Genomic DNA, 20,960 nt, shown 5'->3' with positions numbered 1-20,960 from the left:
GAATTTCTCTATAACGTTCGGGGAGTAATCATCAGAACGTTCGGTGTCCGTTTCTCAGCGCCTCCTCCTTTTCGGGGAGGCGTTTTTTTTGCGCTGCATCCAGCTACCCCCTTTACTGAATCTGCACGATTTTTCGTCGCCTCCCGACTACTACCTCTAAATAGTCGTGTGTATGAATTCAGTATAAACACAAAATCAGTGGTTTTATTTTTATCCTTTAAAATCATTTATTTATGTGTTTTTTGCATAATAATTCTTTGGTGGTAGATGGTGATGTACTCCGTTTTTTACCGGGGGACACTCTTGATCGTTATCAAGTTTGGCGACGCGGTTGCTGGATACCCTAGCGCCAATTTGAGCGATGTGTCGTCAGCAAAAACAGATGTCTGCTACGAGCATTTCATAACGACAGGGGCCAGCAGGCTTCGCAGCAGGAGAGTCCGGATGAGCAAATTCCTTGACCGGTTACATTACTTCAAACAACTGGCCGAACCGTTTTCTGATGGTCATGGCCAGACCCTCAATACCAATCGTGACTGGGAAGACGGCTATCGCAGTCGCTGGCAGCATGACAAAATCGTACGTTCTACCCACGGGGTAAACTGTACCGGTTCATGTAGCTGGAAGATTTATGTGAAAAACGGTCTGGTGACGTGGGAAACGCAGCAGACTGACTACCCGCGTACCCGCCCGGACCTGCCTAACCATGAACCTCGCGGCTGCCCGCGCGGCGCCAGCTACTCCTGGTATCTGTACAGCGCCAACCGCCTGAAATACCCGATGATGCGTAAACGCCTGATGAAGCTGTGGCGTGAAGCGAAACTGACGCACAGCGATCCGGTTGATGCCTGGGCATCCATCGTCAATGACCCCGAAAAAACCAAATACTACAAACAAATTCGTGGCCGTGGTGGTTTCGTTCGTTCTGACTGGAATGAAGTTAACGAGCTGATCGCTGCCTCTAACGTTTACACCGCCAAAACCTATGGCCCAGACCGCGTTATCGGCTTCTCACCGATTCCTGCGATGTCGATGGTGTCCTACGCGGCCGGTGCGCGTTACCTTTCTCTGCTCGGCGGCGTGTGCCTGAGCTTCTATGACTGGTACTGTGACTTGCCACCGGCGTCACCGATGACCTGGGGTGAGCAGACTGACGTACCGGAATCGGCAGACTGGTATAACTCCTCTTACATCATTGCCTGGGGCTCTAACGTTCCGCAAACCCGTACGCCAGATGCCCACTTCTTTACGGAAGTTCGCTACAAAGGCACCAAAACCGTTGCGGTGACGCCGGACTACGCTGAAATCGCCAAGCTGTGCGACCATTGGCTGAACCCGAAACAAGGCACCGACAGCGCGATGGCGCTGGCAATGGGCCACGTTATTCTGAAAGAGTTCCACCTCGACAAACCGAGCCAGTATTTCAGCGAGTATGTTCGTCAATACACAGATTTACCGATGCTGGTGCTGCTGGAACCGCGTGAAGACGGTTACTACGCGGCAGGCCGTATGCTGCGTGCCTCCGATCTGGTGGACAACCTCGGCCAAGACAATAACCCGCAGTGGAAAACCATCGCGATTGACGATGAAAGCGGCAACCTGACGGCGCCGCAAGGATCGATCGGCTACCGTTGGGGCGATCAGGGCAAATGGAATCTGGAACAGCGCGACGGCGTGAGCGGTGAAGAAGTGAAGCTGCGCTTGAGCCTGCTGGGGTCGCACGACGATGTGGTTGATGTCGGCTTCCCGTATTTTGGCGGCGCGGTCAGTGAACATTTCAACAACGTTGCGCTAGAAGAAATCCTGCTGCACAAACTGCCGGTTAAGCGTTTGACGCTGGCTGACGGTAGCGAAGCGCTGGTGGCCTGCGTGTATGACCTGACCATGGCGAACTACGGCCTGGATCGTGGTCTGGGCGACGACAACTGTGCGCGCGATTACGACGATGTGAAAGCGTATAGCCCAGCCTGGGCTGAGAAAATCACTGGCGTTTCTCGTCAGAACATCATCCGTATTGCACGTGAATTCGCGGATAACGCCGATAAAACGCACGGTCGTTCGATGATCATCGTCGGTGCCGGTATCAACCACTGGTATCACATGGACATGAACTACCGCGGCATTATCAACATGCTGATTTTCTGCGGCTGTGTCGGTCAGAGCGGTGGTGGTTGGGCGCACTATGTCGGACAAGAAAAACTGCGTCCGCAAACCGGTTGGACGCCGCTGGCGTTTGGTCTGGACTGGCAGCGTCCGCCTCGTCACATGAACAGTACGTCGTTCTTCTATAACCATTCCAGCCAGTGGCGTTATGAAACCGTCGCGCCGCAGGAATTGTTGTCACCGCTGGCGGATAAATCCCGCTTTACTGGCAGCATGATTGACTTCAACGTGCGTGCCGAACGTATGGGCTGGCTGCCATCTGCACCGCAGTTGAACGTTAACCCGCTGGATATCGCAGAAAAAGCGCGTGCCGCTGGTGTCACGCCGCAGGAATATACCGTTGCCGCGTTGAAATCAGGTGAAATCAAATTTGCCGCTGAACAGCCGGATAGCCCGCAAAACTACCCGCGCAACCTGTTCATCTGGCGTTCTAACCTGCTGGGTTCCTCCGGTAAAGGCCACGAATACATGCTGAAGTACCTGCTGGGTACGGAGCACGGTATTCAAGGACAAGATCTGGGTACGGCGGGCAGCGTGAAGCCGGAAGAGGTGGAATGGCGCGATCAAGGCGTTGAAGGCAAGTTGGATCTGGTGGTAACGCTTGATTTTCGTATGTCCAGTACCTGCCTGTACTCCGACATCGTTCTGCCAACGGCAACCTGGTACGAAAAAGACGACATGAATACTTCGGATATGCATCCGTTTATTCATCCGCTGTCTGCGGCTGTCGATCCGGCGTGGGATTCCAAAAGCGACTGGGAAATCTACAAAGGCATCGCGAAAACCTTCTCCCGCGTCTGTCAGGGACACCTTGGTCAGGAAACCGATCTGGTTACGTTGCCGATTCAGCATGACTCCCCGGCAGAAATGGCGCAGCCGTTCGGCGTGGATGACTGGAAAAAAGGCGAGTGCGATCTGATTCCGGGCAAAACGGCACCCCACCTGATGATGGTGGAGCGCGATTACCCGAACCTGTACGAACGTTTCACCTCGCTCGGTCCGTTGATGGACAAGCTGGGCAACGGCGGTAAAGGCATCGGCTGGAACACACAGACCGAAGTCGATTTCCTGAAAAAACTGAACTACACCAAGGCTGACGGTGCGGCGGCGGGTCGTCCGAAGATTGAAACGGCGATCGATGCGGCAGAAGTGATTCTGTCTCTGGCCCCGGAAACCAACGGGCAGGTGGCCGTGAAGGCGTGGGAAGCGCTGAGCAAATTCACCGGTCGTGACCACACGCATCTGGCGTTGAATAAAGAAGACGAGAAAATTCGCTTCCGCGATATTCAGGCGCAGCCGCGCAAGATCATCTCCAGCCCGACCTGGTCTGGTTTGGAAGACGAACACGTCTCTTATAACGCCTGTTATACCAACGTTCATGAGCTGATCCCGTGGCGTACGCTGTCCGGTCGCCAACAGCTGTATCAAGACCATGAGTGGATGCGTGCCTTCGGTGAAAGCCTGCTGGTGTACCGTCCGCCGGTTGATACCCGTGCGGCTGAGCCGGTGATGAATAAGAAGCCTAACGGCAACCCGGAAAAACCGCTGAACTTCCTGACGCCACACCAGAAATGGGGCATTCACTCCACGTACAGCGACAACTTGTTGATGCTGACGCTGGGGCGCGGTGGTCCGATTATCTGGCTGAGTGAAGACGATGCCAGCGATTTGGGTATTGCGGATAACGACTGGGTAGAAGCGTTTAACGCCAACGGTGCGCTGACGGCGCGTGCGGTTGTCAGCCAGCGTGTGCCTGCGGGAATGACCATGATGTACCACGCGCAGGAACGCATTATTAACCTGCCGGGATCGGAAATTACTCAGCAGCGCGGCGGTATTCACAACTCGGTGACCCGTATCACGCCGAAACCGACCCATATGATCGGCGGCTACGCCCAACTGGCTTATGGTTTTAACTACTACGGCACCGTCGGGTCAAACCGCGATGAGTTTGTCGTGGTTCGTAAAATGAAACGCATCGACTGGCTGGATGATGAAGGCCAGGACTATGTTCAGAAAGCGGTACAGCAGGAGAAAGCCTGATGAAAATTCGTTCACAAGTGGGCATGGTGCTGAATCTGGACAAATGCATCGGCTGTCACACCTGCTCCGTTAGCTGTAAAAACGTCTGGACCAGCCGTGAAGGGATGGAATACGCCTGGTTCAACAACGTCGAAACCAAACCGGGCGTGGGTTATCCCCATGCCTGGGAAGATCAGGAAAAGTGGAAGGGCGGCTGGATACGTAAAATCAGCGGCAAGCTCGAACCGCGGATGGGTAACCGCATCAGCGTGTTGTCCAAAATTTTTGCTAACCCTGATGTGCCGGAAATCGACGACTACTATGAACCGTTCGACTACGACTATCAGAACCTGCGTAAAGCGCCGGAAGGTAAGCATCAGCCGGTTGCGCGTCCGCGCTCGCTGATTACCGGTCAGCGGATGAAGAAAATCGAAACCGGCCCGAACTGGGAAGACGATCTGGGTGGTGAATTCAGTAAACGCTCTAAGGATAAGAACTTCGATCCTGTCCATTTCAACGAAATGCAGAAAGAGATGTACGGCCAGTTCGAAAACACGTTCATGATGTATCTGCCGCGTCTGTGCGAGCACTGCCTAAATCCAGCGTGTGTGGCAACCTGTCCGAGCGGCGCGATCTACAAACGCGGCGAAGACGGCATCGTCCTGATCGATCAGGACAAGTGTCGCGGCTGGCGTATGTGCTTGACCGGTTGTCCGTACAAGAAAATCTACTTCAACTGGAAGAGCGGCAAATCAGAGAAATGTATTTTCTGCTACCCGCGTATTGAAAGCGGTCAGCCGACGCTGTGTTCAGAAACCTGCGTCGGACGTATCCGCTATCTGGGCGTGCTGCTCTATGATGCCGATCGCATCGAGCAAGCGGCCTCGGTGGAAAATGAGAAAGATCTGTACCAGAGCCAACTGGATGTGTTCCTTGATCCACACGACCCGAAAGTCATTGAGCAAGCGCTGAAAGATGGCATTCCAAACAGCGTGATTGAAGCGGCACAGAAGTCACCAGTTTACAAAATGGCGATGGACTGGAAGCTGGCGCTGCCGCTGCACCCAGAATACCGCACGCTGCCGATGGTGTGGTACGTGCCGCCGTTGTCACCGATTCAGTCTGCCGCAGACGCGGGTCAATTGGCGCACACTGGCGTATTGCCGGATGTCGAAAGCCTGCGTATCCCGGTGCAATATCTGGCGAACCTGCTGACCGCAGGCGATACCGAACCCGTATTGCTGGCGCTGAAACGTATGCTGGCGATGCGTCACTACAAACGTGCAGAAACCGTAGAAGGCAAAATCGATACCAGCGCGCTGGAGCAGGTTGGGCTGACTGAGGCGCAGGCGCAGGAAATGTACCGCTATCTGGCGATTGCTAACTACGAAGATCGTTTCGTGATCCCGTCAAGCCATCGTGAACTGGCGCGCGAAGCCTTCCCAGAAAGCAAAGGTTGCGGCTTCAGCTTCGGCGATGGTTGCCACGGTAGCGATACCAAATTCAACCTGTTCAACAGCAAGCGTATTGATGCCATTGATGTCAGCAACAAAACGCGCGACATGAACAGCAAAATCATGCGGGAGACGAACCATGATTAGCCTGCGGATTATTGCCCGCCTGCTGGACTATCCCGATAGCGAGCTGTGGGAAAATAGAGCTGAGCTGATCGAAGCTGTAGAGCAGGCTGACGCTTTACCGCTGCGTGAGGGTCATCAACTCATGCAGTTCATCAACACGCTGTGTGCGCAGGATCTGCTGGACAAACAGGCGGAGTATAGTGGCCTGTTTGACCGCGGTCGGGCGACGTCACTGCTGCTGTTCGAACACGTTCACGGTGAGTCTCGTGACCGTGGTCAGGCGATGGTCGATCTCATGCAGCAATATCAGGATGCCGGATTGGCGCTGGATTGCCGTGAGCTGCCGGACTACCTGCCGCTGTATCTTGAGTACCTTTCTCGTCTGGAACCCGCGCAGGGTCGTGCGGGTTTGATCGACATCGCGCCGATTCTGGCGCTGATTGGAGCGCGTTTGCAGCAGCGTGACAGCAGCTATGCCGTACTGTTCGATCTGCTGTTGACACTGTCTGGCAGCGACCTGAAAAGTGACGACGTCACACATTCGGTGGCTGACGAAGCGCGTGACGACACGCCACAGGCGCTGGATGCGGTGTGGGAAGAGGAACAGATTAAGTTTCTCGGTGAAGAAGGCTGCGCATCGGCCCAACAAACGCAACACCAACGCCGCTTTGCTGGCGCGGTGGTGCCGCAATATCTGAATCTTGACGCGACATCGGCGGGAGGGCAACGCTAATGAGTGCAATCACGAATTATTTTAATGTGTTCTTTTTTGACATCTATCCTTACCTGGCGATGGCGATTTTCCTGATTGGCAGTTGGCTGCGTTATGACTACGGCCAGTACAGCTGGCGCGCAGGTTCTAGCCAAATGCTGGATAAGAAAGGGATGCGTCTGGCGTCTAACCTGTTCCATCTGGGGATTCTGGGCGTATTTGCCGGGCACTTCCTCGGTATGTTGACGCCACACTGGATGTACGAAGCCTTCCTGCCAATGGATGTAAAACAGAAAATGGCGATGTTCGGCGGTGGTGCGGCAGGTCTGCTGACGTTTGTCGGTGGTGCGCTGCTATTAAAGCGCCGTCTGACTAATCCACGTATTCGTGCCACGTCCAGCGTTGGCGACATTCTCATTCTGTCTTTGCTGGTGATTCAGGCGGGTTTGGGGGTACTGACCATCCCGTTCTCTGCACAGCATATGGACGGCAGTGAAATGCTGAAGTTGGTCGGTTGGGCACAGAGCGTGGCGTACTTCCAAGGTGGTGCGTCTGCACATCTGGTGGGGGTCGCACTGATCTTCAAACTGCACATCGTGTTGGGACTGACGCTGTTCGTCCTGTTTCCGTTCTGCCGCTTGGTTCACATTTGGAGCGCACCGGTCGAATATCTGACTCGTCGCTACCAGCTTGTACGTAACCGCCGCTAGATATGATAGAAAACGGCGGCGTTATCATAACGCCGCCGTTTTACGTTATTCCTTTTCATTTTTCCCCGCCAACAGCACTCACCATTGGCAGTTCAATCGATTATTTGCTTCGTGACGTCGTCCATTGTACGGCGAAGACGCTGGCTAGTACGATCGCCAAACCTAAGAATGCGGTTCCCGTCATCGACTGGGAAAGTAACACCCAGCCTAGCACCACGGCGGTTAGCGGGCTCAGTAACCCCAATGACGCAACGGCAATTGTCGGCAAACGGGTTATGCCACGAAACCACAGCCCATAAGAGATCACAGCACCAGCCAAGCAGAGATAGATATAGGCGGCGTATTGCGACAGCGTTAACGCAGGCAGAGGCGCATCGACTACCCATGCAACGGGAGCCAGCATCAATCCGCCGAGGAAGAGTTGCCAGCCGGTCAGTGGCAGCACGGGTAAATCAAGTTGCCAGCGACGTGTTAACCAGACTCCCGTCGCCATACAGACCGCGCCCAGCAGTGCGGCCGCAACGCCCACGGGCTCAAATGTCGTCTGCGGTGACAGCAGTAAAATAGCCATGCCGACCACACCGATTATCGCCGACCACAGTGTCGCCAGTCTGGGCGCGCGATGATCCACTGCCCAGACCAACACCATCACCAGCAGCGGTTGGATCGCGCCGAGGACTGCCGCCAGCCCACCAGGCAAGCGATAAGCTGCGACAAACAGCAGTGCCTGAAAGACGCCGATATTCAAAGCGCCGAGCACAAGCACGCGCCACCAGTCTCGCCGGGCGGGGAAGCGGCGAGTGAATAAGAGCAGCAACAGGCCCGCAGGCAGCACGCGGATAAGTGCCGCGGTGAAGGGGCGATCCGGCGGCAGGAGTTCTGATGTCACAATATAAGTGGAGCCCCAAATCGCGGGAGCCAGCGCCGTGAGTATGACGTCACGCCAATAGTGTGGTGAGGATGTAGTGTTCATGACTTTACCTTTAATTCAAGATACTATGATAGTGTTGAATAATTACCTTGAAGTCAAGATAAATGAAAAATCAAACCAGCGAGCACGATGCGGTAGATGTCATTCTTGAACAGTGGCGGCGTGAGCGACCCGATTTGGATGCCAGCCCGATGGGGCCGATTGGACGGCTCAGACGCTGTGCTGTGCTTATGGATCAGCGTCTGGAATCCTGCTTTTCCAAATTCGATCTGAGCAGTTGGGAGTTTGATATGCTGGCTACGCTGCGTCGTGCGGGTGCGCCGTACTGCCTTAGTCCGACTGATTTGTTCTCCACGTTGATGGTAACGTCAGGCACCATGACCCATCGGCTCAAACGTCTTGAAATCCGAGGATTTATTGAGCGCGTGCAGAACGAACAGGATGCGCGTAGTACGCTCGTTCAACTTACCAGCACGGGGCTTGAGCTAATTAATCGCGCCGTTGAGGCGCATATTGAGAACGAGCGGCAGGTGCTATCTGCGTTATCTACGGATGTGCTGGCTGCACTTGATGCCAATCTCGCTACGCTGTTACGCGCGTTGGAAAGTCATAACAAAGGGAACTGATCCATGTCTGAATACCGTGCTTCAATCAGTTGGCAGCGTGATGGGCAAGATTTTATCGATAACCGCTACAGCCGACTGCATCAATGGCAGTTTGACGGCGGTATTACGCTGCGCGCCTCATCGTCGCCCCATGTCGTTCCGCTGCCTTTTTCGCGGGAGGATGCAGTCGATCCTGAAGAGGCTTTGGTGGCCTCTCTGTCCAGCTGTCATATGCTGTGGTTTCTGTCGATTGCAGCCAAAAAGCGGTTTTGCGTGGATGATTATCAGGATCACGCGGTGGGAACAATGGGCGTGAATGCGGCGGGAAAAATGGCGATGCTCGATGTCACGCTACATCCACAGGTCACATTCAGCGGCGAAAAACAGCCTACTGCCGAACAATATGCTACGCTGCACGAGCTGGCGCATGATGCCTGCTACATTGCGCACTCGGTGAATTTCCCGGTGAACTGCGAGCTGACGTTAGGGACGAACAATTGAGCCTAACGGATTGACGACGCACCGATATAGACGTGTGTGACACAAAAATCACCGCCCGGCCTGTTCTGGTCGGACGGTGCAGCAGATGCCGTTTGGCATGCCATTACCAGCCGGTAATACGCTGCCAGGTCTCTTGCTCACTCCTGTGTGATTTCAGTACTTGATAGTGTTGGTGCATAGCGGCCGTCGCACAGGCGTGGTTAGGCAATATCCGCAGTCGGGTGCCGACGGGGAAATGATCGACCGAAAATCCACGGCCGGCGGGTAGCGTGATGATGCCGTGTTCTTGATTGGTGATGGTTACGCAGAGGTCGTGGTAAGGGCTGCCATACCGGTCGCAAACTAGCCCGTAACCGTAATCTTTCGCCTGAGAGGCCGTACCGCGATCGCGAGAGAGCGCCATCCAGCCTGCGTCGATAAATACCCAACCTTTTTCGCGGTTGTGTCCAATCACGGTGCTAACGACCGACAGGGCGATATCATCCAGCGAGCAGACGCCGACATTTTTCATCACCAGATCGAACGTGGTGAATACGCCCGCCCTGACCTCGGTAACGCCAGTTAAGTCTTCAGCAAAGTGCGCCGTCGGTGTGGCACCCACGCTGAGCACAGGGCAGGCAATTCCCAGCGCTCGCACACGTTGTCCTGCGGTGTTGATGGCTGCGCATTCGGCACGCGCCGCCGCCCTGATCGCCTCGTCCGTGCGGCAGGCGTACGATTCCCCGGCATGAGTCAGTAGGCCGGTGAGCGTCGCGCCGTTGCCGTCGATCTGCTTCGCTAGCTCAAGCAGCGCATCGCTTTCTGGCGGAATACCGCCACGATGCCCGTCGCAGTCAATCTCAATAAACACCGAAAATATCACGCTATTGGCGCGTGCATAATCGGCCACCGACCGTGCCTGTACTGCACTATCCAGCAGAATATGAATATTCACGCCTTTACGGATTAAGTTGGCAATACGCGGCAGCTTGTGCGGGGCGATCCCGACAGCGTAGAGCAGGTTGGTATAACCGGCTGCGGCAAAGGCCTCCGCTTCTGCTAGTGTCGAAACGGTTGCGGGTGAGGCGAAATCTTTGAGCAAATAGCGACCCGCTTCAATCGAGCGTAGCGTTTTGAGATGTGGGCGAACCTGGCTGCCCAGATTTTCCGTACGCTGATAAAGCCTATCGATATTGCGTTGAAAGCGGAACTCATCAATCAGCAAAAAGGGCGTTTCCAGCGTGTTAAGCCACTCGACGTTACTCATTGCATGTCTCCATTTTGTTTCGCTGTCTGCCAGGCGGCAAGAATGCGTTGACCGATATATAAGTCCTGAATGGACAAGCCAGAACTATCAAAAATGGTGATGTCATCCGGCGTCTGTCGTCCCGCGGTGTTCTCGCTGATTACATCGCCGATGGCGGTCAGCGCCACATGGCCTGGCGCGTGTTGGAATTCACCGATGGTTCTGGATTGGGAAGGCAGGTCGCAAAACAGGCGGCCAGCGATGAACAATTCCGGCGGTAATTCCTGCTTGCCAACGGCGTCCGATCCCATGCTGACGACGTGCGTTCCTGCTTTAATCCATTCGGCATTAAACAGCGGCATGCGCGATGGCGTTGCAGTCACGATAATATCTGCGGCGCGGCACGCGCTTTCGGCATCGCTGACTTGTGCATCCAGCCCAATAGCTTTGAGTTCTTGTGCCATTTCTGCGGATTTGCTGTTATCACGCCCGACAATCAGCACGGTACGAATGGGGCGTATTCTTGCCAGCGCGGCGCATTCATAGCGGGCCTGGTGACCGGTTCCGAACACGGTCAGCACTGCGGCATCGGGTCTTGCCAGTAAATCGGCGGCGACGGCATCGGCGGCAGCGGTACGAAAGGCGTTAACTTTTCCGGCTTCTATGGCCGCAGTCATTTTCCCGATTTGCTGATCGAACAGCAGAATAAGGGAATTATGGCGGGGCAGTCCATTAGCGGGGTTTCCCGGCCAGAACGAACCGACTTTTAGTCCCGCGAGTTCACTGGTTGCTGAAGCCTTGATGCTGAAGGTGTTGACCGGATTGGAGCCTTGCCCGTGTACCACCGGAAAACTGCGTGCTTCCGGTTCGCTGGCGGCGAGCAGGGCTTCACGCACGGCGTCATAAGCCAGCTCATGGTTGATGAGTTCCGCTGATTCCGTTTCAGAAATAAAGATCATCGTTTTTTCCTCAAGCGCTACCGGTCAGAAATGCGCCGTAGCGGCTGATATCGACATTCCCGCCGCTGATAATGATACCGATGCGTTTACCGCGCAGCGATTCCCTGAGGTTGCGCGCTGCCGCAAAGCTGAGGCACCCGGTCGGCTCAACGACGATCTTCATACGCTCAGCGTAAAATCGCATGGCATCAATCAGGTCGTCATCCGTTACGGTCAGAATATCGTCGACGTTTTGGTGAATCAGAGGGAAGGTATAATTGCCGAGATGCTGGGTTTGTGCGCCATCGGCGATGGTTTTGGGCGTATCGATATGCACAATGTTGCCGCTGCGGAAAGATTGCTGTCCGTCGTTGCCCGCGAGAGGCTCGACGCCATAAATTTTACACTGTGGAGACAACTGACGAGCAGAAAGTGCAGAGCCCGCCAACAATCCGCCGCCGCCTAAACAGACGAATAGGGCGTCCAACTCACCGGTTTCTTCCAGTAGCTCTTTCGCGGCGGTGCCTTGCCCAGCAATAACGTGCGGGTGGTCGTAAGGAGGAATGAGCGTCAGACCCCGTTTTTCGGCCAGATCTCTACCGATCTGCTCACGATCTTCGGTATATCGGTTGTATTCCACCACGTTCCCGCCATAGCCGCGCGTGGCGGCGACCTTTGCCGCCGGGGCATCGTGTGGCATGACAATCGTTGCGGGAATGCCGAGTAATTTGGCGGCCAGGGCAATAGCCTGTGCATGGTTACCGGAAGAAAAAGTAACGACGCCTGCGGCTTTCTGCTCGTCCGAGAACTGCAACAGTGCGTTCATGGCACCGCGAAATTTGAATGCGCCCATGCGCTGGAAGTTTTCACACTTGAAAAAGATCTCGGCACCGAATAGGTCATTGACCGTGCGCGATGTCATCACTGGCGTTTTATTGGCATAGCCAGCAATACGTTTCGCTGCGGCTACCACATCGTCGAAGGTTGGGAGACGTAAGTCGCTCATATCTGGATCACCTGCTAGTAGTGATTGTGAATACCGAGGCTGTGACCTCGATGCTGTCGAATGCGTAATAAACAAAATATATAAAATTAGATAAATTGTCTAATTTGATTTATCTTTAGATTCTCAGCTTAGGTGAGACGTGCCGTGTGTTGCTGGAAAAGTGAGAAATGCACACCTTTCACGCAGCAAAGCGAGAAAAATGAAGAAACTGCGTGTGGTACTAAAGCAGATTTACTTACAGTACACTCAGCGCCAGAAAACGCACTTGCGTCGGTATGAGTATTTGGAGAGTAATATGTCTGCATCTGGAGAAGATCTGCTGCTGACGCAGTTAGATGCTATTGCTAAAGGGCTAAGTGAGACGTTTGCGCCATTCTGTGAAGTGGTCGTGCACGATCTGAAGAACCCAGAACACGCGATACTTTCCATTCACAATAATCTATCCGGCAGAGAGGTGGGGGCACCTGCAACGGAGCTGGGTCTTGCCCGTATCGCCTCGCCTGAATTTCCTAATATTTTGGCGAACTACGCCAACCAGTTTGCTGATGGACGTCCGGTAAAAAGCACTTCAGTCGGCATCAAAAATGCGCAAGGCGACTATGTCGCCGCGCTGTGCCTGAATGTTGATATGACGCTATTTCGTGGCATGCAGAATGCGCTGGCGCAGTTCACCCAGATCGCTTCCGACTCCGTAACGGAGCATTTAGAACCAAACGGTGCCGCGGCGATCAGACAACACATCGATCACTTCGCCGCCCGGCTTGCCACCACGCCACGGGCGCTAAAAGCGCAGGACAGAAAAATCCTGCTTCAGGAACTGAAAGACAACGGCCTGCTGGAAGTCAAAAAATCCATGGAAACCATTGCACAGCATCTTGGGGTATCACGGGCTTCGGTGTATTTGTATGCGAAGGAGTAGGGATGGTGATTAATGCCAGATAACTTTGATGCGCTAAATTGCCGATGTGATGATGGTCTGATTTTTTAAGTAAAATGGCCGCAAATAAAGACATACATGCGACCAGTAGACATTATTTAGTGGGTTTATAAATTGAACCAATTGCCTCAATTATAGGGTCTTTCTGGCGCTTGGTTCTTCTAGCGGAGGCTAATATGATAGAAAAAACCTCTTCTTTAGTAGCGGTAATGCATTTCCCGCGCGGCGTTATGTGGGCAAGAGCTTCCTGTGTGTATTTTACACCGTTATTATGAATCAGCCCAGCTTGATCTTCATCAAAATCAATGTCATGGTGATTTTGAGTTAGAGGCGAAGCATAAGTTTTTTTTCTTTTAGTTGCCATTTTCCCCTCCATCAAATTCGCTCTCGTTAAATTCATTATCGCCTAAAAAATACTCACCTTCAATGTCGTTGTTTGCTAACTGAATTTCTTCACTAAACCACTGAAGAAGATTTCCAGAAGATCGCCACAGGATCGCTTTGCTACCTCCCGTTATATCTTCAAAACCCTGAGCTAAATAATAGTTAGCCACGATATCATTAATAGGTTCGATTAAACGGACCCCGGTACACTCTGTCTCTACTATGAAAAATAGTACGGCGTAGAGCGCATACTTTAGGGTATTCCCATCCAGTTCAGAATCACGCAGATGAAAGTTTTGTAACATTTCAACATTTAGCGTTGGGCCCTCGTCGAAGTGTTCTCCATTTTCTGCCCATTCAGTTCGCGGGCAAAAGCTACACATGCAAGCGGCTGCGGGCCTGTCTTCTGTATCCAAGAGTTTAAAACTGAAGTTAAAAGTATCTGGATTTTCTAATACTCCACCGTTTTGAGCCCAAGGGAGCTGATGGATATTAATAGTATTTCGTGTATGGGCAATACACCACTCCAAATCCATAGCAGTCAATTGCGCAACACGAAAATCCTTGTCTGCAAGGCCCAATATCTCATTTGTAGATGCTAGCGCTCTTACACCAGCATCTAAAATATATAGTGCATCCGGCATTTCCCTCTCCGGTGTTGAGATCGATTCAATAATTTATCCTAATCGGATGAATCCATTTAATATATTGAAAATAAGATATTTTATGGTTAATTGGTTTTTTATTAATGAAGTTGAGATCGCTATCGAAATTATTTTCCCCTAAGCACTGTGGCCCTGAGTATCGATGAGCGAATTTTTGTATTCTTCAGTGAGTGATGCGCAGTGCTGCATCATAAAGTGCTCAACCAACAACTTCCCCAATCCTAACCTATACTTGCTTAACGGCCCGATTTGCCGATGAGTGGCAAAGTGTGGGTGTGGTGAAACGAAAACGCGAGGAGTAGGTATGGGTATTCTGTCCTGGATTATTTTTGGCTTGATTGCGGGGATTCTGGCTAAGTGGATTATGCCCGGTAAAGACGGCGGCGGTTTTATCCTGACGGTGTTGCTCGGGATTGTCGGTGCGGTTGTGGGCGGCTATATCAGCGTTTTCTTTGGGTTCGGCCGGGTTGATGGCTTTAATTTCGGCAGCTTTGTGGTAGCGGTTGTCGGCGCGATTGTCGTGCTGTGGGTATACCGCAAGATTCGAGACTAGTGCTATATCCGTTGCCCCTGTTCAGGGGCAACATGTTTATTTCCTGCCTGAGTTGTACCTTGATGCTGTCAGCGCGTCACGATTAATGCGTGATGATGCTATCCAGCGCGCGCAGGTGCTCCGGTTGCCACGATAGATTGACCTCAGTGCCCGTTTTCCAGTGTGGTTGAATCTCGCTGGCGGGGAGTTTCACCATAAACTGCGGCTGACCGGCGACTTCCGTCATCATCCTGACGTGATCGCCAAGATAGATGAACTGCTGAATGCGGGCTTTGACATGCTGCATTGTGTCGTCGGTATGAGCCGCGTTGACGTGAATACGTTCCGGGCGGATGCAGAGTGTGATTTTACGACCCGGCGAGCTGGGGCGGACTTTCAGTGCGCGTAGCGAGGTGCCGTCGTCCAGCGTTGCCCGATAGAACGCGCCTTCGGCCTCGGCGCGGGTGGCGAGCAGCGTATTGTTTTCGCCGATAAACTGCGCCACAAAGGCGTTCTCCGGTTTTTCGTAGATATCGCTCGGGCTATCCATCTGCTGAATCACACCGTCGTTAAACACGGCAACGCGGTTGGACATGGTCATCGCTTCGCTCTGGTCATGGGTGACGTATACCACGGTCAATTCCAGCGATTGATGCAACTCTTTAATTTCCAGTTGCATATGTTCACGCAGTTGCTTATCCAGCGCGCCCAGCGGTTCATCCATCAGTACCAATTTCGGTTCGAAGACCAGCGCACGAGCCAGCGCGACACGCTGCTGCTGACCGCCGGACATCTGGGCGGGGTAGCGATCGGCCAGGCTGGTGAGCTTCACGCGATCCAATACCCGATCCACTTTCTCTTTGATATCGGCACGGTTCAGGCGGCGGATGGAGAGTGGAAACGCCAGATTTTCCGCCACGGTCATGTGTGGGAACAGGGCGTAGTTCTGAAATACCATGCCGATGTCACGCTGATGCGGGGGAAGATGGTGCAGTGGGGCGTCGCGCAGCAGAATTTCCCCCTGCGTCGGGGTTTCAAACCCGGCGAGCATCATCAAACTGGTGGTTTTTCCCAAGCCGGAAGGCCCGAGCAGGGTCAGAAATTCACCTTCACGGATATCCAGATTGAGGTTTTTAACGATCAGGCGATCGCCGTCGTAGGTCTTCTGAACATTCCTGAAGCTGACATAATTTCTCATTTTTCACTCTCCGGCAGTCACTGTTATTCATAAGAATGCATAAACCATGCCGGATGCTTAGCGAGCAGAAAATACCGCGCGGTAGTGCGCTAAAATGCGGTTGATCATCACAATGGATGCGCTGCCATGGGGCGCACAGGGGTAAATGGCACCGTAATGGTGCGAATTGGCTCGAATGAAAATGAGAACTGTCAGACGTCTGAATGGTGGGTATCCAGTGCTTTAAGACATGCCACAATCACGGAAAAAGCCTGTTCCATTTGAGGCTCCTCGACGCTGGCGTAGCCCAGCAATAAACCGCGCTGCTGCGTCGGTTGCAGATAGTAGCTGGAAAGCGGTTTCACCATCACGCCACGGCGCAGGATCGTAGCGCTTAGCACGACATCATCAATGTGGGGCGGCAGGCTAAGCAGCATATGCAGGCCGGCGTTGCTATTGTCCCCGATGTAATCCGTTCCCAAATGCTGTTCGATCAGCGATGTCAATAACGCGCGCCGTTTGGCATACAGCAAACGCATGCGGCGGATATGCGCGGCGTAGTGGCCTTCGCGGATAAACTGCGCAAGCGTTGCCTGTGTTAGCCAGTGTCCGCCGCGGTAGAGCTCGGAGTGCGCCGTCTTTAGCGACTGTGCCAGCAGCGGTGGCAACACCATGTAGCTGACGCGCAGGCCGGGGTAGAGCGTTTTACTGAATGTACCGATGTAGATCACCGGGGATTGCGACTGGAGTCCTTGTAGCGCGGGGATCGGGCTGCCGGAAAAGCGGAATTCGCTGTCATAATCGTCTTCCACCACCCAGCAGCCGTGCTCCTGCGCCAGTGCCAGCAATCGTTGGCGGCGTGCCAGACTCATCACCGCGCCCAGCGGATATTGATGTGACGGTGTCACGCAAATCAAACGCGGTGCGGTATCGGGCGAAAGCGTTTCTGGCGGTGCCAGACCCTGTTCATCGACATCAATAGGAGCAACGCGCAGGCCGTTAATCGTCAGGACATTACGAATCCCCCAGTAGCAGGGATCTTCAATCCATGCCAAATCGCCGGGGTTGCACAGCATTTTAGCCAGCAGATCCATTGCCTGATGGGTGCCTTCGGTAATCAGAACCTGTTCCGGCGTACACTCGACGGAACGGGCGACACGTAGGTAATCTACCAGCGCCAACTGGAGTTCGGGGCAGCCACCAATGGGCGAGTAAGAAAGTTGTTCAGGACGAACGCGCCGTGTCAGACGCGTCTGAATCCGCCGCCATAAATCATGTGGGAAGCTGGCGATATCAGGAATACCGGGCATAAATGCCCCCCATTGGCGAATGGAAGCCCCTGCATAACCCAGCAGATGCATGCCGCGGCGCGAAAGCTCATGTTTAGGCTCTCGTATTTCCCCCGCACTACTGCTGTTCACCGGTAGCATATTGCCATCGGGTAACTGTTCCGTGACGAAGGTCCCGCTTCCTTTGCGTGCGTCAATATAGCCTTCTGCCAGTAGCTGCTCGTAAGCCGTCAGCACAGTATTGCGTGACAGCGACAGCTGCTGCGCCAGATCGCGTGACGACGGCAAGCGCTCGCCAGCGGTAATGGCACCATCGAGAATCGCCAGCCGAATGCTGTCGTACAAACGCTTGTTTAGCGCACCAATTTGCTGGTTGGCCAAACGCTGAAGCAATAAGTCGGTCAGGAGTGAGCGCAAAAGTGGACCCTTCAAATATTCAAAAATGGCACTGGATTATAGAACCATCTCGCGTCTAAATGACATCATCATCTTGCAACTACACTAACAGTCATCATTCAACGACTAACAGATGTGTTTAGGATACCGGAGCCGATCATGAAGAATAGCGAACTGAATCAACGCCGTCTGGCCGCCACGCCGCGTGGTGTGGGCGTCATGTGTGATTTCTATGCTGAGCGTGCGGAAAACAGCACCCTATGGGATGTTGAAGGGCGAGAGTTTATCGATTTCGCTGCCGGGATTGCGGTACTGAACACCGGGCATCGTCACCCGAAAATTGTCGCCGCGGTGCGCGAACAGCTGAATCGCTTTACCCATACTGCCTATCAGATTGTACCTTACGGCAGCTACGTTACGCTGGCTGAGCGTATTAACGCGTTGGCACCCATTCAAGGCGCGGCAAAAACCACGTTCTTTACCACCGGAGCCGAAGCGGTGGAAAACGCGGTGAAGATCGCCCGTGCTTACACCAAACGCCCCGGCGTGATCGCCTTCAACGCGGCGTTTCATGGCCGCACGTTACTGACCATGACGCTGACGGGCAAAGTGGCTCCGTACTCAACGGGATTTGGCCCGTTCCCTGGTTCCATTTTTCACGCGCTTTACCCGAATGAAAAGAGTGGCATCACCGTTGAACAGGCACTGGAAAGCGTCGAACGTTTGATGCATACCGACATCGCTGCCGATCAGGTCGCCGCGATTATTTTGGAACCGGTACAGGGCGAAGGCGGATTTCACGTCGCGCCTCCTGCCTTTATCAGCGGGTTGCGCGAGCTGTGCGATGAGCATGGCATTCTGCTGATTGCCGATGAGGTGCAGACCGGCTTTGCCCGTACCGGTAAACTGTTTGCGATGGAGTATTATACTGAGAAAGCGGATCTGATCACCATGGCGAAAAGCCTGGGCGGCGGTTTCCCGATTTCTGGCGTGGTCGGCCGTGCTGAGGTGATGGATGCGCCATCGCCTGGTGGCTTGGGTGGTACCTATGCGGGCAACCCGCTGTCGGTTGCTTCAGCACTGGCGGTATTGGATGTGATTGAAGAAGAAAAATTGTGCCAACGGGCACAGCGGCTGGGTGCTGCGTTGGTCGAAACGCTGGAAAAAGTGAAAGCGCAGTGTCCGGCACTGGTGGCGATTCGAGCACAAGGATCGATGGTCGCGGCTGAATTTAGCGATCCGAACACGGGTAAACCCTCGGCAGAGATTACTCGCCAATTTCAGAAAAGCGCGTTAGACGCGGGCTTGCTGCTGCTGACCTGCGGTGTACATGGCAACGTGATTCGTTTCCTGTATCCGCTGACGGTTCCTGATGAGCAGTTCAGCAAGGCGATGAACATCCTGACGCGCGTATTAACACAATAGAAGAGATGCTATGCAACTGAAACAGTCTATTTCACTGAAACAACAAACCTTATTCCGTCAACACTGCCTGATTGACGGCGAGTGGCAAGACAGCCAAAACGGTGAACGTCTGGAGGTGACTAATCCGGCGACGGGTGAGGTGTTGGGTAGCGTGCCACTCGTGACGGTGTCACAAACTCAGCAGGCGATTGCTGCTGCGGAACGGGCGTTGGTTGAGTGGCGCAAGAAGACGGGAAAAGAACGTGCCGCGCTGTTGCAGGCATGGGCGCGTCTGATTATGGACAATCAGGAGGATTTGGCGGCGCTGCTGACGGCGGAACAGGGAAAACCATTGGCGGAAGCGCGCGGCGAAATTGCCTACGCCACCAGTTTTATCGACTGGTTTGCGGAAGAAGCCAAGCGCATTGAAGGCAGCGTATTGCAATCGCCGCAGGGGCAGCAGCGTCTGCTGGTGATTAAGCAGCCTATTGGCGTGTGTGCAGCGATTACGCCGTGGAATTTCCCGGCGGCGATGATTACGCGTAAGGTCGGGCCCGCACTGGCGGCGGGCTGTACGATGATCGTTAAGCCTGCCGAGCAAACGCCGTTTACCGCGCTGGCGCTGGCGGAACTGGCGCAGCAGGCCGGTATTCCGCGCGGCGTATTGCAGGTGATTGTCGGTGATGCGCAGTCGGTCGGTAAAGTACTGTGCGATAGTCCGGTGGTACGCAAGCTGAGCTTTACCGGCTCGACGGAAGTGGGTCGTATCCTGATGGCGCAGAGTGCGCCAACGGTGAAAAAGCTGTCGCTGGAGTTGGGTGGCAACGCGCCGTTTATCGTGTTCGATGATGCCGATGTGGATCAGGCGGTGAAAGGCATTTTGGCCTCCAAGTTCCGCAATAGCGGGCAGACTTGCGTCTGTGCTAACCGAATCTATGTGCAGAATGGGATTTACCCGACGCTGGTCGAACGGCTGGTAGAGGAAGTGCGCAAGTTGAATGTGGGCGACGGTACGCAGTCGGGTGTGACGCAAGGGCCGCTGATTGATGCCGATGCGGTGAGCAAGGTTGAGCAGCACATTGCTGATGCGTTATCGCACGGGGCAACGCTGCTGCTGGGCGGTAAACGCCACGAGCTGGGCGGTACGTTCTTCACGCCAACCATTATCGGCGATGTGACCCGCGAAATGCGTTTCGCCCGCGAAGAGACGTTCGGACCTGTGGCACCGCTGTTCCGCTTCAGTGATGAGGCCGAGGTGATTGCAATGGCGAACGATACCGAATTCGGGCTGGCCGCTTATGTCTACACGCGCGATGCCGTGCGTCAGTGGACGGTGCCGGAAGCGCTGGACTACGGCATGGTCGGCATTAATACCGGATTGATCTCGAATGAAGTCGCGCCGTTTGGCGGGGTGAAGCAGTCAGGGCTGGGACGCGAAGGGTCACGGTTCGGTATCGAAGACTATCTGGAAATGAAATATCTCTGTGTCGATCTTTCACGATAGAACGTCGGTAAGAAACGCGTGTCGACAGCCCACGTCGACACGCACACAGCAAACGCGCAATGCGTCTGGGTGGTGCAGAGATAGGCTGGCTTGCACCATGATATGGCAAAAATGGCGAAATACAACCAGGGTAAAATGTTGACTGCACAACCTTGTTGTTTCTCAGCACCGTTCCCGCCGTCGTTTTAGTAAAACATCAATAAAATTTCTGCATTGGCACAGTTTATGCTCATCTCTTTTTGCATAATTATGCTGATGCATCATGTATCAAAAGTACAG

General features: G+C 53.9%; 18 protein-coding genes. 10 read left to right on the top strand and 8 right to left on the bottom strand.

The window, feature by feature from the left end; all coding sequences use genetic code 11:
* The first annotated feature begins 444 nt into the window (after window positions 1-444).
* Genes EDI29_RS03900 through narI form a run of 4 tightly spaced genes read left to right on the top strand, consistent with a single transcriptional unit; the run spans window position 445 to window position 7,187 of the window.
* Window positions 445-4,206: a nitrate reductase subunit alpha gene (locus tag EDI29_RS03900; protein ID WP_137739808.1), complete on the top strand. Its 3,762-nt coding sequence runs from the start codon at window positions 445-447 to the stop codon at window positions 4,204-4,206.
* The gene (gene narH / locus EDI29_RS03895; protein ID WP_137739807.1) at window positions 4,206-5,786 is read left to right on the top strand and encodes a nitrate reductase subunit beta; all 1,581 of its coding nucleotides are present in this window, start codon (window positions 4,206-4,208) and stop codon (window positions 5,784-5,786) included. Before EDI29_RS03900 ends, narH begins: the two co-directional genes overlap by 1 nt.
* Window positions 5,779-6,498, top strand: coding sequence for a nitrate reductase molybdenum cofactor assembly chaperone (gene narJ, locus EDI29_RS03890; RefSeq protein WP_137739806.1), 720 nt, complete (start codon window positions 5,779-5,781; stop codon window positions 6,496-6,498). Before narH ends, narJ begins: the two co-directional genes overlap by 8 nt.
* Window positions 6,498-7,187: a respiratory nitrate reductase subunit gamma gene (gene narI / locus EDI29_RS03885; protein ID WP_137739805.1), complete on the top strand. Its 690-nt coding sequence runs from the start codon at window positions 6,498-6,500 to the stop codon at window positions 7,185-7,187. Before narJ ends, narI begins: the two co-directional genes overlap by 1 nt.
* 100 nt (window positions 7,188-7,287) lie before the next feature.
* Here the strand turns inward: narI and EDI29_RS03880 are convergent, their stop codons facing one another.
* Entirely contained in the window at window positions 7,288-8,160 is an 873-nt protein-coding gene (locus tag EDI29_RS03880) for an EamA family transporter (protein ID WP_137739804.1), read from the bottom strand.
* 62 nt (window positions 8,161-8,222) lie between these two features.
* Here EDI29_RS03880 and EDI29_RS03875 point away from each other — a divergent pair, with 62 nt between their 5' ends.
* On the top strand, window positions 8,223-8,744 hold the full coding sequence (locus EDI29_RS03875; RefSeq protein WP_137739803.1) for a MarR family winged helix-turn-helix transcriptional regulator: 522 nt from the start codon (window positions 8,223-8,225) through the stop codon (window positions 8,742-8,744).
* 3 nt (window positions 8,745-8,747) lie between these two features.
* Window positions 8,748-9,224: an OsmC family protein gene (locus EDI29_RS03870; RefSeq protein WP_137739802.1), complete on the top strand. Its 477-nt coding sequence runs from the start codon at window positions 8,748-8,750 to the stop codon at window positions 9,222-9,224.
* A 103-nt stretch (window positions 9,225-9,327) separates the two neighbouring features.
* Here the strand turns inward: EDI29_RS03870 and EDI29_RS03865 are convergent, their stop codons facing one another.
* From EDI29_RS03865 to EDI29_RS03855, 3 genes are read right to left on the bottom strand one after another with little or no spacing between them, the layout of a single operon-like run.
* Entirely contained in the window at window positions 9,328-10,470 is a 1,143-nt protein-coding gene (locus EDI29_RS03865; RefSeq protein ID WP_137739801.1) for a DSD1 family PLP-dependent enzyme, read from the bottom strand.
* Window positions 10,467-11,408: an ornithine cyclodeaminase family protein gene (locus tag EDI29_RS03860; protein ID WP_137739800.1), complete on the bottom strand. Its 942-nt coding sequence runs from the start codon at window positions 11,406-11,408 to the stop codon at window positions 10,467-10,469. Before EDI29_RS03860 ends, EDI29_RS03865 begins: the two co-directional genes overlap by 4 nt.
* A gap of 10 nt (window positions 11,409-11,418) precedes the next feature.
* Window positions 11,419-12,393: a threo-3-hydroxy-L-aspartate ammonia-lyase gene (locus EDI29_RS03855; RefSeq protein WP_137739799.1), complete on the bottom strand. Its 975-nt coding sequence runs from the start codon at window positions 12,391-12,393 to the stop codon at window positions 11,419-11,421.
* A 295-nt stretch (window positions 12,394-12,688) separates the two neighbouring features.
* Between EDI29_RS03855 and EDI29_RS03850 the strand changes: the two genes are divergently transcribed.
* Complete coding sequence (locus EDI29_RS03850) at window positions 12,689-13,312, top strand: helix-turn-helix transcriptional regulator (protein ID WP_137739798.1); 624 nt, start codon at window positions 12,689-12,691, stop codon at window positions 13,310-13,312.
* Window positions 13,313-13,424: 112 nt separating this feature from the next.
* Here the strand turns inward: EDI29_RS03850 and EDI29_RS03845 are convergent, their stop codons facing one another.
* Together EDI29_RS03845 and EDI29_RS03840 are read right to left on the bottom strand one after the other, a co-directional pair.
* Window positions 13,425-13,694: a hypothetical protein gene (locus EDI29_RS03845; protein WP_241664885.1), complete on the bottom strand. Its 270-nt coding sequence runs from the start codon at window positions 13,692-13,694 to the stop codon at window positions 13,425-13,427.
* Window positions 13,684-14,358: a hypothetical protein gene (locus EDI29_RS03840; protein ID WP_193555634.1), complete on the bottom strand. Its 675-nt coding sequence runs from the start codon at window positions 14,356-14,358 to the stop codon at window positions 13,684-13,686. The genes EDI29_RS03845 and EDI29_RS03840 overlap by 11 nt, the downstream gene beginning before the upstream one ends.
* Window positions 14,359-14,683: 325 nt before the next feature.
* Here EDI29_RS03840 and EDI29_RS03835 point away from each other — a divergent pair, with 325 nt between their 5' ends.
* On the top strand, window positions 14,684-14,932 hold the full coding sequence (locus EDI29_RS03835) for a GlsB/YeaQ/YmgE family stress response membrane protein (protein WP_010300843.1): 249 nt from the start codon (window positions 14,684-14,686) through the stop codon (window positions 14,930-14,932).
* An 82-nt stretch (window positions 14,933-15,014) separates the two neighbouring features.
* Here EDI29_RS03835 and EDI29_RS03830 read toward each other — a convergent pair whose 3' ends face one another.
* Together EDI29_RS03830 and pdxR are read right to left on the bottom strand one after the other, a co-directional pair.
* The gene (locus tag EDI29_RS03830; protein ID WP_137739796.1) at window positions 15,015-16,109 is read right to left on the bottom strand and encodes an ABC transporter ATP-binding protein; all 1,095 of its coding nucleotides are present in this window, start codon (window positions 16,107-16,109) and stop codon (window positions 15,015-15,017) included.
* A gap of 191 nt (window positions 16,110-16,300) precedes the next feature.
* Window positions 16,301-17,794, bottom strand: a complete 1,494-nt coding sequence (gene pdxR / locus EDI29_RS03825) for a MocR-like pyridoxine biosynthesis transcription factor PdxR (protein WP_137739795.1) — start codon at window positions 17,792-17,794, stop codon at window positions 16,301-16,303.
* Window positions 17,795-17,932: 138 nt separating this feature from the next.
* On the opposite strand from pdxR, the gene EDI29_RS03820 reads away from it, so the two are divergent.
* Window positions 17,933-19,198 carry a 4-aminobutyrate--2-oxoglutarate transaminase gene (locus EDI29_RS03820; RefSeq protein WP_137739794.1) on the top strand — a complete coding sequence of 422 codons (1,266 nt, stop codon included), beginning with the start codon at window positions 17,933-17,935 and terminating at the stop codon, window positions 19,196-19,198.
* 10 nt (window positions 19,199-19,208) lie between these two features.
* Window positions 19,209-20,681 (top strand): NAD-dependent succinate-semialdehyde dehydrogenase, encoded by a 1,473-nt coding sequence (locus EDI29_RS03815; RefSeq protein WP_137739793.1) that lies wholly within the window; start codon window positions 19,209-19,211, stop codon window positions 20,679-20,681.
* The last annotated feature ends 279 nt before the right edge of the window (window positions 20,682-20,960 follow it).

It is taken from the genome of Pectobacterium polonicum (assembly GCF_005497185.1).
Classification (GTDB): domain Bacteria; phylum Pseudomonadota; class Gammaproteobacteria; order Enterobacterales; family Enterobacteriaceae; genus Pectobacterium; species Pectobacterium polonicum.
The sequence above is the reverse complement of the archived record's forward strand: the minus strand, read 5'-3'. Positions and strand labels throughout refer to the sequence as shown.

Excerpts from the sequence above, each read along its gene's own strand:
- EDI29_RS03855 (WP_137739799.1), bottom strand. The coding sequence starts at position 12,393 with ATGAGCGACTTACGTCTCCCAACCTTCGACGATGTGGTAGCCGCAGCG.
- EDI29_RS03865 (WP_137739801.1), bottom strand. The coding sequence starts at position 10,470 with ATGAGTAACGTCGAGTGGCTTAACACGCTGGAAACGCCCTTTTTGCTG.
- EDI29_RS03820 (WP_137739794.1), top strand. The coding sequence starts at position 17,933 with ATGAAGAATAGCGAACTGAATCAACGCCGTCTGGCCGCCACGCCGCGT.
- EDI29_RS03850 (WP_137739798.1), top strand. The coding sequence starts at position 12,689 with ATGTCTGCATCTGGAGAAGATCTGCTGCTGACGCAGTTAGATGCTATT.
- EDI29_RS03875 (WP_137739803.1), top strand. The coding sequence starts at position 8,223 with ATGAAAAATCAAACCAGCGAGCACGATGCGGTAGATGTCATTCTTGAA.
- EDI29_RS03880 (WP_137739804.1), bottom strand. The coding sequence starts at position 8,160 with ATGAACACTACATCCTCACCACACTATTGGCGTGACGTCATACTCACG.
- narJ (WP_137739806.1), top strand. The coding sequence starts at position 5,779 with ATGATTAGCCTGCGGATTATTGCCCGCCTGCTGGACTATCCCGATAGC.
- narH (WP_137739807.1), top strand. The coding sequence starts at position 4,206 with ATGAAAATTCGTTCACAAGTGGGCATGGTGCTGAATCTGGACAAATGC.
- narI (WP_137739805.1), top strand. The coding sequence starts at position 6,498 with ATGAGTGCAATCACGAATTATTTTAATGTGTTCTTTTTTGACATCTAT.
- EDI29_RS03860 (WP_137739800.1), bottom strand. The coding sequence starts at position 11,408 with ATGATCTTTATTTCTGAAACGGAATCAGCGGAACTCATCAACCATGAG.
- EDI29_RS03835 (WP_010300843.1), top strand. The coding sequence starts at position 14,684 with ATGGGTATTCTGTCCTGGATTATTTTTGGCTTGATTGCGGGGATTCTG.
- EDI29_RS03840 (WP_193555634.1), bottom strand. The coding sequence starts at position 14,358 with ATGCCGGATGCACTATATATTTTAGATGCTGGTGTAAGAGCGCTAGCA.
- EDI29_RS03830 (WP_137739796.1), bottom strand. The coding sequence starts at position 16,109 with ATGAGAAATTATGTCAGCTTCAGGAATGTTCAGAAGACCTACGACGGC.
- EDI29_RS03815 (WP_137739793.1), top strand. The coding sequence starts at position 19,209 with ATGCAACTGAAACAGTCTATTTCACTGAAACAACAAACCTTATTCCGT.
- EDI29_RS03845 (WP_241664885.1), bottom strand. The coding sequence starts at position 13,694 with ATGGCAACTAAAAGAAAAAAAACTTATGCTTCGCCTCTAACTCAAAAT.
- EDI29_RS03870 (WP_137739802.1), top strand. The coding sequence starts at position 8,748 with ATGTCTGAATACCGTGCTTCAATCAGTTGGCAGCGTGATGGGCAAGAT.
- EDI29_RS03900 (WP_137739808.1), top strand. The coding sequence starts at position 445 with ATGAGCAAATTCCTTGACCGGTTACATTACTTCAAACAACTGGCCGAA.